Annotated in this window: 10 protein-coding genes and 3 pseudogenes; 5 read left to right on the top strand and 8 right to left on the bottom strand. The window is 40.4% G+C overall.

All coding sequences use genetic code 11. The annotated features are described in order from the left end of the window. Positions 1–213 precede the first annotated feature (213 nt). The 7 genes and pseudogenes from NI467_RS13665 to NI467_RS13635 form a co-directional block, all read right to left on the bottom strand. Positions 214–881: pseudogene (locus NI467_RS13665) on the bottom strand (IS30 family transposase); the annotation flags it as partial. A gap of 448 nt (positions 882–1,329) precedes the next feature. Further along, a complete protein-coding gene (locus NI467_RS13660; RefSeq protein WP_258170078.1) occupies positions 1,330–1,911 on the bottom strand; it encodes a transglycosylase SLT domain-containing protein in 582 nt (193 codons plus the stop codon). A gap of 258 nt (positions 1,912–2,169) precedes the next feature. Further along, positions 2,170–2,655, bottom strand: coding sequence for a GNAT family N-acetyltransferase (locus NI467_RS13655; protein ID WP_253153402.1), 486 nt, complete (start codon positions 2,653–2,655; stop codon positions 2,170–2,172). Between the two features lie 111 nt (positions 2,656–2,766). Continuing rightward, positions 2,767–3,966 carry an acyl-CoA dehydrogenase family protein gene (locus NI467_RS13650; protein WP_151207625.1) on the bottom strand — a complete coding sequence of 400 codons (1,200 nt, stop codon included), beginning with the start codon at positions 3,964–3,966 and terminating at the stop codon, positions 2,767–2,769. A 22-nt stretch (positions 3,967–3,988) separates the two neighbouring features. Beyond that, positions 3,989–5,275: an acyl-CoA dehydrogenase family protein gene (locus tag NI467_RS13645; protein WP_253153403.1), complete on the bottom strand. Its 1,287-nt coding sequence runs from the start codon at positions 5,273–5,275 to the stop codon at positions 3,989–3,991. A 255-nt stretch (positions 5,276–5,530) separates the two neighbouring features. Next, positions 5,531–6,904 carry an AarF/ABC1/UbiB kinase family protein gene (locus tag NI467_RS13640; RefSeq protein WP_174659803.1) on the bottom strand — a complete coding sequence of 458 codons (1,374 nt, stop codon included), beginning with the start codon at positions 6,902–6,904 and terminating at the stop codon, positions 5,531–5,533. Between the two features lie 156 nt (positions 6,905–7,060). After that, positions 7,061–7,369, bottom strand: a complete 309-nt coding sequence (locus NI467_RS13635; protein ID WP_253153401.1) for a hypothetical protein — start codon at positions 7,367–7,369, stop codon at positions 7,061–7,063. A gap of 201 nt (positions 7,370–7,570) precedes the next feature. Between NI467_RS13635 and NI467_RS13630 the strand changes: the two genes are divergently transcribed. The 5 genes and pseudogenes from NI467_RS13630 to NI467_RS13610 all read left to right on the top strand — a co-directional run bounded on the left by NI467_RS13630 (position 7,571) and on the right by NI467_RS13610 (position 11,895). Next, entirely contained in the window at positions 7,571–7,957 is a 387-nt protein-coding gene (locus NI467_RS13630) for a lysozyme inhibitor LprI family protein (protein ID WP_253153400.1), read from the top strand. 198 nt (positions 7,958–8,155) lie between these two features. Then, the gene (gene prmB / locus NI467_RS13625) at positions 8,156–9,166 is read left to right on the top strand and encodes a 50S ribosomal protein L3 N(5)-glutamine methyltransferase (protein ID WP_253153399.1); all 1,011 of its coding nucleotides are present in this window, start codon (positions 8,156–8,158) and stop codon (positions 9,164–9,166) included. Positions 9,167–9,179: 13 nt separating this feature from the next. After that, entirely contained in the window at positions 9,180–10,274 is a 1,095-nt protein-coding gene (gene aroC, locus NI467_RS13620; protein WP_253153398.1) for a chorismate synthase, read from the top strand. Positions 10,275–10,342: 68 nt separating this feature from the next. Further along, positions 10,343–10,861: pseudogene (locus tag NI467_RS13615) on the top strand (GNAT family N-acetyltransferase). Positions 10,862–10,986: 125 nt separating this feature from the next. After that, on the top strand, positions 10,987–11,895 hold the full coding sequence (locus tag NI467_RS13610; RefSeq protein ID WP_253153396.1) for an AEC family transporter: 909 nt from the start codon (positions 10,987–10,989) through the stop codon (positions 11,893–11,895). Between the two features lie 228 nt (positions 11,896–12,123). On the opposite strand, the pseudogene NI467_RS13605 reads toward NI467_RS13610, so the two are convergent. Then, positions 12,124–12,259 (bottom strand): annotated as a pseudogene (locus NI467_RS13605) (IS982 family transposase); the annotation flags it as partial.

Raw genomic sequence — 12,259 nt, 5'->3', positions numbered from 1 at the left:
GATGGTAGTGTGGGGTTACCCATGTGAGAGTAAGTCATCGCCAGCTCATTATTCAAAATCCCCCTGCTAAAAAGCAGGGGGATTTCTTTTTATAAAAAGAAAAGAAATAAAAGAATTACATCGTTATCTATATGAGTCATCCGCAGCACTCAACTAGAGATATAGTATTATATCTATCCAGACTAATTATCAGATACATCTGCTAGGGGAATATAGTGCAAATTCTATCTGCTCTATTTGTTGGTTTGACACGCCATTAAACGATGATGATTTTGGCAGATATTGTCTGATCAGACCATTCGTATTTTCTGAGTTCAACCAAAGTTAAGAATACTCCCTGATAATTCTTACCTATTACAGTATCACCTCCGAGGTCTCCTAAACATTGTCGTTGATCAACAACCCCATCTCGGCACTGAATGCTAGTTTTATCAAAAACTTATCCTCTAATATCGGTATTTCTATAGCCATGTTTACGATATTTTTTTGATATCTTAAATGAAGATGAAGTTTAGCGCCTTTTGATTTATTTTGATAAATGTACTGTTAAATCCACTCCTGTAAAGGTACATCTAATCAATCCCATTATGTTAAAGCACCTGAAATTTTTTCAGGTGACTAGTTTAAGCCAATCAAATAATCAACATAAGCGAAAGTAAACACAATTATTTGTGATGAAGGATGATACTGTCTTTGATTTGCAAATTTTGCTGCTTGTTGAGCTCTATATCCACATTGCCCAGTATTTCTTTTTAATTCAGGATAGATGGTTGATCGTGAACGTCCTAAGTCGAGCAAGCGTAGCGATTAAACTTTTACTTTTTAAAGTTGCATAAATTTCGTATCTTATCATCTTGATAAAGTTGAGTGCATTTCTTCATTGTGTGCTTTCCAATTGCGAGTTAAAAAAGTCTAATGATTCTATGAATGCCCCTAACTTTTTCAACAAACTACAAATGTGTCACACTTGTGACTTGAATCTGCATAGATTGAAAAATTTAAAAACTATAATTAACTCATCAATAAAAACCAAAATTGAGTTTGTAGTTGTAATACGGATAAGTAGTTGGAATTGATCTTCATCCAAATTAATGAAATTAATAATTTAAATTTATACAAGAGTTTGTTTTCTTTTAAAGAAAAGAAGTTATTATCAAGAGAGCTATTGTTGTTCTGGCTCGTATTAAACTGCTTAGGAATTTATCTTTCATTAAATATGCTTTGATTTTATTAAGTAGAGTTAAACTAACCATTACTCATTAATATTATTCAATATATTTTAAATGAAATAGCCTAAGCGGTTTTGGGTCAATTCGTTTTCTTTAGGGATTAAAGTGCACTTTTTAAAGCTTGTTTATGTTGTTTAACTTGCTTGGCATAGCGTTTACCTTGTTTTCTCATCTTACGATTATTTTCGTAATTTGAAGGCCCAACATTGTAATAAGCGAGTGCTTTTTCCCAGTCTCCTGCGGATTGATGGTATTTAGTTAATATATAAGATCCACATTGAATATTGTTATTTTCATTATATAAGTTGCCTGGACAAGTTTGCTGCCAGTAGCGTGGCATCACTTGCATGAGTCCTACTGCACCTGCAGGCGAGACTGCCTGGCTCCGGTATGTCGATTCCTGGCGAATTACAGCAGCAACTAAAAGTGGATCTAACCCCTGACGTTCTGAATGTAACACGATCATGGGAGATACTCGCTCAGCAGTACTGGCAGGTGTTGAATAAGCAGTCTGAATACCTTTTGATAATTTGGCAGCACGTTTTTCTATAGATCCGCCACCCAAGGATGAGCACCCAGTAAAAACTAAAGTAGTGAGTACAATAGAAGAAAGTTTAAATGAAGTCGAACGAGATAATGGAGATTTAAGATTAAAATCAGTGAAATAACGAGAAAAAAGCAAAACTTAAGTTCCATGCCTAAATTACACGTTTAGATGGTATGTAAGCAATCCATTTGAGTCAACCCGAGAAACAGCAAAAACTCTCTATTTTTAAATAGAGCTATAAAGCTTTAAAAGACTGAATTGATAAAACTTATATTTTGCTTTCATTAGGCTACAATTTAAACAAGATCTTATTGATTTATATTTTTTAAATTGATATTGAAATCAATCAGTCTATACAAGTACTACCGCAATAAATAATGCAAATTACTTAATTTAAAGCTTTTTTAACATCCAGATTTCACAGGCTTCACTATGTCCAGTATTTCCTTTAGGGGAGTCTAAATGCTCAAACCCCAGTTTTTTATACAGTCTGACCGCCTGCCACAGTGCTTTAGTGGTTTCTAAATAGACTGAATTAATGTGATGTGTCTGTGCAAATTCAAATGCTAACTCTAAAATTTTTTTAGCTAATCCTTGCTGACGGATTTCAGGTAGAAAGTACATTTTTTGAATTTCTAAAATATTTGCATCACCTTGCAGTGGAGCAATTCCACCACCACCATAGATTATATTTTGTTTATCTATAATTACCCAATAAGCTGAATTGGATTGCTGATAAACTTGATAAAGTTTATCTAAAATAGAATCCCCTACAGCAAAACCGGATTCAGCTGCCAGTCCAAATTCTTGGGAAACACGACGAATAATGGCAGCAATTTGAGCATTATCTTCAGGTTGAATTAGGCGAATAGAATACATATAAATTTATTGAATGGTGAAATAAAAAATGATGAATTTTTATAGCCTTAAATGCTTAAAAAATCCACCATTTAATCAATTTAATTGTTTGATTTATCAGCAAAGTAAAAACTATTTTAATTCACTAGAGGATTTATTCAGTTCACGTCGGGCAATAATCAGTTGTTGAATCTGTTGAGTACCTTCAAAAATATCCAAGATTTTGGAATCACGTGCCCATTTTTCCAGAAGTTCGGTTTCATTGTAGCCTAATGTAGCTGCCAGCTCGACGCATTTTAAGGTGATTTCATTACCGATCCGGCCAGCTTTGGCCTTAGAAATTGAAGCTTCACGTGAATTAGGTTTGCGATTATCCGCCATCCAGGCAGCTTTTAACATCAATAAACGTGCTGCTTCCCATTCCGCTTCCATACGGTAAATCTGTGCAGCGATATTGGAACTTTGTAAATATGGCGTGCTGTAGTGGGCATCTAGTTCATCTTTGAAAATTTCTTTAATACGCTCCAGAGATGCTTTTGCGCAGCCAATTGCCATGGCAGCGACCAATGGACGGGTATTGTCAAAAGTTTCCATTACTCCCGCAAAACCTTTGGCGACATCGATTTCCTCATGCCCTAACAAGTTGGCAGCTGGAACACGGCAGTCAATAAAACTAATTGCTGCGGTATCTGAAGCTTTAATGCCCAGTTTATGTTCTAAACGCTCAATCTTCATGCCAGGCGTATTTTTAGCGACCACAAAAGATTTGATGGCAGCACGGCCCAGTTTTTTATCCAGAGTTGCCCAGACTACAACCGCATCGGCACGTTCTCCTGAAGTCACAAAAATTTTCTCGCCATTCAGAATATAGTCATCGCCATCTTTTGTAGCCGTTGTACGAATGGCTGCCGAATCTGAGCCACAACCCGGTTCTGTAATTGCCATAGCTGCCCAAATTCCCTGAAAGCGCTGTAACTGTTCATCATTGGCAACTGCAGCAATTGCAGAGTTTCCTAAACCTTGACGTGGCATGGATAACAATAGGCCAGTATCGCCATAACACATCTCGACAATACTGAGCGCTGTAGACATATTGACGCCATTTTTATTACTTTCGTCGCTATCACCGCGCTTGTTCACCGCAGCACCGGCATTCATGCCTTCACTACCTTGATTCATGCCATCGACGACAGAAGCCAGCATGTCCAGCTCTTTGGGATAAGTATGTTCAATTTTGTCATATTTACGTGAAATAGGGCGGAGTACATTTACTGCAACTTCATGAGCTTGATCAATCAGCATTTTAAATTTTTTAGGATTTTGTAAGTTCATCTCTTTTTTTCCTTATTTTTGCTTACGCGTGCAAACCAGAATGCAGGATGGCAGTTGCTCTTAAATCCCGATACCAGCGTTCGACCGGATGTTCCTTGGTAAAGCCGTGTCCTCCGAGAATCTGTACGCCATCCGTACCAATTTTCATAGATTTTTCTGCACACAGCAGGCGTGCCAGATAGGCTTCACGATGAAAATTCTGACCAGATTCAGCCAGACTCGCAGCATTTAGGATTAGCATCTGCATGGCATCTATTTCAATTGCCATATCAGCAATCATAAAAGCCACACTTTGACGATGTGAAATTGGTTCACCAAAAGCCGTCCGTTCATTGGCATACTGTATGCAGTATTTTTTCACAGCCTCACAAGTACCGACGGCCATCGCGCACCACATTAAATTGCCTAGGTCCACAAAAGCGGTGTAATCAAAATCTTCATCTCCTAAGCGCTGAGCCGGTGTGTTGTCAAACTTCAAGCTCATGGTTTGAGTGGCTTTTAGGCCCATGGCTGGAGATTTTTGTGCAGTAATGGTCTGGTCACGCTGTACAACAAAGACGTCGGCCGTTCCATTCAAACTGGCACTGACCAGATAGAGGTCAGCACTTTCTCCCAGAATGACCAGCGTCTTTTCCCCATTGATCAGATAATGATCCTGATTGGGGGTGGCTGTGGTCTTTAGCTGATATGGATTAAATGCGGCAGTTGCTTCCTGTACTGCAAAAGTGGCTTTTAGCTGAGGGTCTTCAGTAAAGGCAGAAAGATAATCTGTCTGGATCTGTTCCGAACCCCAGTGAGTAAGAGCATTGATGACACTAAAGGTAGATAGCAACCCGGCTGTCAAGCTGAAATCACCTTGGGCTAGACTTTGGGCAATCAGAACATTACTGACAATATTCTGCTCTGATGCCACACCACCTAAAGCTTCAGGAAGGGCATAAAAGTTGAGGCCTAAATCAGTTGAATATTGCCAAAGTTCCTCGGGGAAGTTTTCATGGTGATCTGCCTCATGTGCCAGAGGATAGAGCACTTCTCTGGCAAATTGCTGCATGGCATCACAAGTCATTTGCTGTTCTTGCGTCAAGTTCAAGTCAAATAGTGATTTGGACTGATGTGGGAGACGTTGCTTTTGGAGTGTTTGACCAGATTTTAGAATTTTTTGTGTCTGGCTGAGCGTCTTAAAGCCAGCCTTTGAGCTTTGATACAGAGATTTCTCTAAAAATTTTCGTAACCTGAATTGGTCAAGTAAATCGCTGCCAGCCACTTTGGTCAGAAGAGACAAGCCAAATCCTTGAGCTTTATTTACCATATTATTCATTCTGATTATCCTGTGGAATATTATGTTGTTTTCTTAATGCTGACACGTAGTCGGAGAAAAAACCATGTCATCAATGACATGAAATATTGTCAATTTACAATCAAATCAAAATGATTAACTAAAGAATTAAATATATGAAAACTAAGAGAAAAATAAAATATTTGAAATTTTGAATTTTATAATAATTGACCCGGATGACAGAATCATCCGGGTCTAGGCTTAAAGCTCAAAGCTGGTTTTAATACATCAGAGGTAACGTTTAATCATGCTGCGTACATTAGTTCTGGCATCAATCACGGTCATAAAAGTATAGGCACCAATGAATTTACGGCTAATAAACATAAACTCTTTGGGCGGGACACTGAAATAACGTGAAGCCATTGATTTTGAAGCTTGCTGCATCACACGGCTATGTAGCTGGCTTTTTTTCCAGTTATAGCGGTCATATTCATCCATGACTCCGGCAGGCAGGTCTTTATTATTAAGGGGTGAACTAAATGCTTCAGTGGCTAATAAAAAGACCTTGGCCATATCCGGTTTAATGCTATGCGGGATCGAGTCAAAGAATTCATAACCGGTCATTGCTTTCACCATCATATCCGCATCATGATGATAACCTGCCTGAATCAGGTTGCGCGCAACGTTTAGCAGGTGCTGGTCAAACTGACGAATTGCCCCAAAATCAAGCAGGACAATTTTGTCGCTAATATTTTCACCATTACCTAAGCGAACCAGGTAATTACCGAAGTTTGGATCGGTCTGCATCTCCCCCCATTCGAAAATTTCACGTACAGCAATTTCTAGAGATGCTTCACCAAGCTGGTTGCGGCGTTCCTGAGGCAGGGACAGCATAACGGGACTATTAATTGGCACACCACGTTCAAAGGTCATGCACAGCACACGGTCAGTACAGTATTGATCGATAATCGTAGGCACGATATAACGCGGATCTTCTTTTAAGCGAGCAGCAAAACGGCGCGTAGTGTCAGCTTCAATTTTATAATTGACCTCACGATGCATCATTTCACGGACTTCATCGAACCACTGGTCAAATTCACGTGTCTGAGGCACCATGCGGGTCAGCTTCAGCATGTTCCTGAACAGGCTCATGTCGGAATCGATCGCTTCAGCCACACCTGGATACTGAATTTTAAGGACCAATTCCATGCCATCTGATTTACGAATAGCACGGTGAACTTGGGCCAGAGAGGCGGTACCTAAAGGTTCATGATCCACGGTCAAATCATCTAGCTTTGAACCCAGCTGCTGTTGTAATTGAGCTTTAATTGCCGGCCATGCCAGGGCAACGGTCTGGTTATTCAGGGTATTGAGAGCCTGAGTAATTTCTTCTGGCAGAAAATGTTCGCCATAAAGCGCCATCATCTGGCCAATTTTGACGATTGAGCCTTTTAGTTTACCAATTTCTGCAACCAGATAATCAGCCTGTTCTTTCATAGCTTTTTTGCGTTTTCTTTCTTTTTCTTCCTCGCTAGAGAACATGGAACTCGCGCTCGATGCCGCCCAGCGCGTACCTGCCAGTAAGGATGCCTTTGCGATCGATAAGCGTCGATCCATTGAGGAAGTTTTCAGTTGTTTAAGCTTATCGTTCTGATCTGACATGTAAACTCAATCCTTTCATCAGCATAAAGCAAAATAAATCATTGTAGTGAATATTACCGTGTCTACAGATATTAAAACAGTTTGAGCCGTTGAATTCACAGTAAAACCTTAGCAAGATTTGGTCACTTACCAACTTAGACCAGTGTAGGACAGGTATTATGACATTTGAAATTGGATTTTTAATTCAGATCGTTGCTGTAAGTGTTGTTTATTTGTTTGAATGTGTTGATGAATCAGATCCTGCACTACTTCATGCATAAAGCCCAGTGCATAACCTTTTACAATAACAATACTGGGCAAGCTAAAGAACAGGTATTTGGCATCTTCCAAAGTTGCGCTATCAAATACACCTTGCTGTATTAAAGTCGTTTGTAAAAATATCTTTTCTTGCTGCACCTGAAGGGACAATTGATCATTCCAGTAATTTTGGCGCATTGCCATAAGATTATTGTGCTTATAGCTCATAAGGTCTGGGCTCGTTTGGACTTTATTGCCAGATGATATGGAGGCAGATTACAGATTTTCAAACCTCTAAATGTGACATCTTTTTAAGCGAAAAAACGATAGGATTTTAATAAGGACTGGGTTAGTATCGGGCAATAATTTATACAAGATTTGTTGTTCAAGATTAATTTGAAACAGACCAGTTTGGCTAAAGGGGATATGATGCGTTTTGCATGTTTATTGGTTGCAGGTTGTTTGGGGGCATTGGGGCTACAGGTTCAGGCAGCAGAAGGTTATTCTAAGGCATATACTCAGTGTATGAACTTCAGTTATGGTAATACCGCGAAAGCAAAAAAATGTGTCAAAAAAGAATTAAAAGCGCAAAAAAAACGCTTAAAGAAGAATTATAAAACTTATTTGAAATTGAATTCGCCTTATCAAAATAATATACGTGCTCAGCATACGCTATGGGAGCGAAAAATGTCCCAGCAATGTAATCTGGGAATGACCGGGCAATATGTACAGATTCAACAAGGCCAATGCAGGCTAGCGCTGGTCGTGGATCAGGCCAATCTGTATCAATCCCGTTCTTATAGTAGAGGGCTTTAACAGGATTTTCAGGCCAATAAACCGGTCGAAGAGTTGTAGCCTGTATCAGAAACTAAAGGTTGAATGGATGTAAAGGCAGAAATCTGGCAGATTAACCAGCCATGGAGAATTCACGTTTTTCATGGTTTTGGCATTATAAAAGCCGTTAAAACAAGGTATCATAAAGCGTTTTAAAAAATGACCTTGGAGACGCCTTAAGTGGATCGACCGACTATTAGCCCTGAACATTTGCAGGAAGCCGCTGAAAATTTAACGACCATTCGTGACTTTGTTCGCTTTGGTGTTACAGCATTACGTCAATACGATGCGCATTTAGGCCAAGGTACAGAAGATTATTTTGCTGAAAGTTCGGCACTGGTATTACAAACCTTGTCGCTGGACTGGAATGCTGATCCAGAAATTCTGGATTCCAAACTGTTGCCGAGCGAAGTGGCTGAATTTCTCAGTCTCCTGGAACGTCGCATCAATGAAAGAGTGCCAACTTCTTATTTATTGAATCTGGCTTATTTCTTCGGCAAACCGTTTTATGTCGATGAACGCGTCCTGATTCCACGTTCTCCAATTGTCGAGCTGATTGAAAACCGTTTTGCGCCCTATTGCCTGACTGAAAATGGTGAAAAGGGAGCAGCAGTAAATAACTTGCCAGAAAATCCGAATCCAAAAACACCGCAACGTATTCTGGACATCTGTACAGGTTCAGGCTGTATTGCGATTGCATTGGCTTATGCTTTCCCTGATTCAGAAGTAGATGCTACCGATATTTCCAAGGATGCTCTGGAGGTTGCACAGATCAACTGTGAACATCATAACAAGCAGTATCAGGTGGCACTGCTGGAGTCTGATCTGTTTGCGAAAATTCCTGCTGAAAATCAATATGATCTGATTGTGTCTAATCCACCGTATGTCGATGCAGAAGATATGGCTGATCTTCCAGATGAATTCCATCATGAGCCAGAACTGGCATTGGCAGCGGGTCAAGACGGTCTGGATCTGGTGCGTAAAATGCTGGCTCAAGCCGCCGATTATCTGACTGAAGATGGTCTGATCGTGATTGAAGTCGGAAATTCGGAATGGGCCATGCGTCAAAACTTTAATACAGTCGATTTTTACTGGCTACAATTTCAGCGCGGCGGTTCAGGTATTTTTGCACTGACAGCAGCACAATGCCGCCAATATCGCGATTTATTCATTCAATCTGTTCATTCATAAGGAGTCGTTGAACATGGCAGGTAATAGTATAGGGCAACTCTTCCGTGTAACGACTTGTGGTGAATCTCATGGTGTTGGCCTGATGGCCATTATCGATGGGGTTCCACCAGGAATTGAACTGTCTGAAGCTGATTTACAAAAGGATCTGGACCGCCGTAAGCCGGGGACTTCGAAATTTGCAACCCAGCGCAAAGAACCAGATGAAGTTGAGATTATTTCTGGGGTATTTGAGGGTAAGACGACTGGAACTTCTATCGGTCTGCTGATTCGTAATACTGACCAGAAATCTAAAGATTATGGCAATATTGCGCAAACTTTCCGACCTGGACATGCAGACTATACCTATACCCAGAAGTATGGTTTTCGTGATTATCGTGGTGGTGGTCGCTCTAGTGCGCGTGAAACTGCAATGCGTGTGGCGGCGGGTGCAATTGCCAAAAAATTTCTGTTTGAAAAATTCGGAATTGAAGTTCGTGGTCATGTGACGCAGATTGGCACTGAAAAAGCTGAAAAACTGGACTGGAATGAAGTGCCAAACAATCCGTTTTTTTGCGGTGATGTGGATGCCGTTCCGCGTTTTGAAGCCTTAGTCACCTCTTTGCGTGAACAAGGCACCAGTTGCGGTGCGCGTCTTGAAATTATTGCTTCTGGAGTTCCGGTTGGTTGGGGTGAGCCGGTCTTTGATCGTCTTGATGCAGATATTGCTCATGCAATGATGTCGATTAATGCCGTCAAAGGTGTGGAAATTGGTGATGGTTTTGGTGTGGTTGAGCAGTTTGGGCATGAAACCCGTGATGAACTGACAACTGACGGTTTCCTTGCCAATCATGCTGGGGGAATTTTAGGCGGTATTTCCAGTGGTCAGGACATTCGTGTTTCGATTGCGCTGAAACCCACTGCGTCAATTACCACGCCAGGTAAAACCATTACCATTAACCGTGAAGATACAGATGTACTGACCAAAGGCCGTCATGATCCTTGCGTGGGTGTGCGTGCAACACCGATTGCTGAAGCGATGCTGGCAATTGTTTTGATGGATCACTTCATGCGTCATCGTGCACAAAATGCCGATGTCGTTGCGCCGTTTGAGCCAATTGAACCAAAATAATCTGCTTTTCATCTTCAGTAAATATAATTAAAGTCAGACTCCGGTCTGACTTTTTTATATTGAAAATAATGCAAAAGAAGAATATACGATTGGCAAGCAAGGCTGATATTCAGCAACTTACCATACTGATGAATACAGCTTATCGTACTCGGGGTGGATGGACGACTGAAGCAGGAATGATCAAGGGTGATCGTATTCAATAACAACAGTTATATGAATTGCTCAATTCAGCACATTTTCAGCTGTTTGTGTTGGAAATTGAAAATAAGCTTCTTGGTTGTATTGGCGTTAGCCTAAGACAGCAGGCAGCAGAGATTGGCAGTTTTGCTGTGGCGCCTGCTGAGCAAAACTCGGGTTATGGCAAGCAATTATTGGACTTTGCTGAATCCCATATTTTCGAAATATTTAAGAAGAAAGTGATTCAGATGTCAGTATTAAATGTCCGTACTGAACTGCTGGCATATTATCAGCGCCGTGGCTATCAGCTGACTGAAAAGATTGAGACATATCCACTGGATCAAAATGTCGGAGAACCTTTGATCCTGTTACATTTGCTAATCTTAGAAAAAATCATCAGATCAACATGATTAGTTGATAAAAAATCCAAGCTTTTTCCACTTAAATTGAGTAGTAGGAAAGCCCCTGAATATGCTAAGTTTTCTGCTTAGTCTAAGCGACTTAAGATTAGGCAGAAAACAGACCAGGATGTCACATGCTGCATATTATTTTAACTTCTTTATTTCCTCTCATCGGGCTGATCAGTTTTGGTTATCTGCTGAAGCGTACTCAATGGTTGAGTGAAGATTTTTGGCGTGGTGCAGAAAAGTTAAACTATTATGTGTTATTTCCTGTAATGCTGTTCTTAAATCTGGCTGCTGCAAAGATTAAGATGGGGGTTATTCAGGATGTGGCTCTGGTGATTTTTAGCCTCGTGACTGTGGTCAATATTGCATTATATATTTTGCGACAGATTTACCAGATTGGTTATGCACGTTTCGGGGTCTATGTTCAGAGCTTGCTACGTTTTAATACCTATATTGGCCTCGCAGCAGTCAATGCTTTGTTTCAGCAGCAGGGGATGACTATTTTCGCCGTCGTGATGGTATTGTGTATTCCGCTGGTGAATGTCCTGTCCGTACTGGCATTTACTCGTAGCCATGACATGCAGATCAGCAAAATCCTGATAGATCTGTTAAAAAATCCACTAATATTGGGCTGTATTGCTGGGGGACTATTTAACTTTTCAGGCTGGTCACTCTGGCCAGGTCTGGAACTGTTTTTAAAGCAGCTTGCCTTATGCAGTTTACCCTTAGGCCTGATGTGTGTGGGGGCTGCCTTACAATTCCAAGGACTTCAACGGGATATTCTACCGCTTAGTTTATCTACATTTGGACGCCTATTGGGCATGCCGCTGGCTGCATTTTTTATTTGTCAATTATTTGAAATTGATGGCTTAACAACTCAGGTATTGGTTTTGTTTTTTGCCTTACCGACTGCTTCAGCCGCTTATGTACTAACTCGGGTTTATGGCGGAGACAGTCAGCTGATGGCCAGTATAATCAGTGTACAGACGGTGGTGGCGGCAGGCTCTTTAATGCTAGTGCTTTCCTGGCTGATTTAACTTCAGAATCTTAAAGCCATATCACTGTATTTTTGACTTAGTAAATAGCCTAAGCAAATTGTAGCTATTCTTTTTATTTTAGTGACCTTTTATAAATCCAGAAAATCTAAAACTGATTGATAGAAAAACTCAAATTCTTTCATCCATTTAATGTTTTTTATTGAATATCTGACACAGATACATCACGCTTTTCATCACCTGAATTAACATAAATAACCCGGATCCTGCTTAAGCCGATGATTCCTTAATTTGAATTGTTGGCTTATTTGGATGGGTTAATTGATATGCACATAGTGAGGCGTAAATTCCACTCAGAAATCCATGAAGACTACGTGCTTTACTCGTCACTAAATTGTATTGCCCC

Source organism: Acinetobacter sp. S4397-1, from assembly GCF_024129285.1.
Classification (GTDB): Bacteria; Pseudomonadota; Gammaproteobacteria; order Pseudomonadales; family Moraxellaceae; genus Acinetobacter; species Acinetobacter lwoffii_C.
Note: the sequence above shows the minus strand (reverse complement) of the source record. Positions and strands in the feature narration are given on the sequence as shown.

Bases quoted from the DNA above. Each gene is read 5' to 3' on its own strand.
- NI467_RS13630 (WP_253153400.1), top strand. From the start codon at position 7,571: ATGCGTTTTGCATGTTTATTGGTTGCAGGTTGTTTGGGGGCATTGGGG.
- NI467_RS13640 (WP_174659803.1), bottom strand. From the start codon at position 6,904: ATGTCAGATCAGAACGATAAGCTTAAACAACTGAAAACTTCCTCAATG.
- NI467_RS13650 (WP_151207625.1), bottom strand. From the start codon at position 3,966: ATGAACTTACAAAATCCTAAAAAATTTAAAATGCTGATTGATCAAGCT.
- NI467_RS13635 (WP_253153401.1), bottom strand. From the start codon at position 7,369: ATGAGCTATAAGCACAATAATCTTATGGCAATGCGCCAAAATTACTGG.
- NI467_RS13645 (WP_253153403.1), bottom strand. From the start codon at position 5,275: ATGGTAAATAAAGCTCAAGGATTTGGCTTGTCTCTTCTGACCAAAGTG.
- aroC (WP_253153398.1), top strand. From the start codon at position 9,180: ATGGCAGGTAATAGTATAGGGCAACTCTTCCGTGTAACGACTTGTGGT.
- NI467_RS13610 (WP_253153396.1), top strand. From the start codon at position 10,987: ATGCTGCATATTATTTTAACTTCTTTATTTCCTCTCATCGGGCTGATC.
- NI467_RS13655 (WP_253153402.1), bottom strand. From the start codon at position 2,655: ATGTATTCTATTCGCCTAATTCAACCTGAAGATAATGCTCAAATTGCT.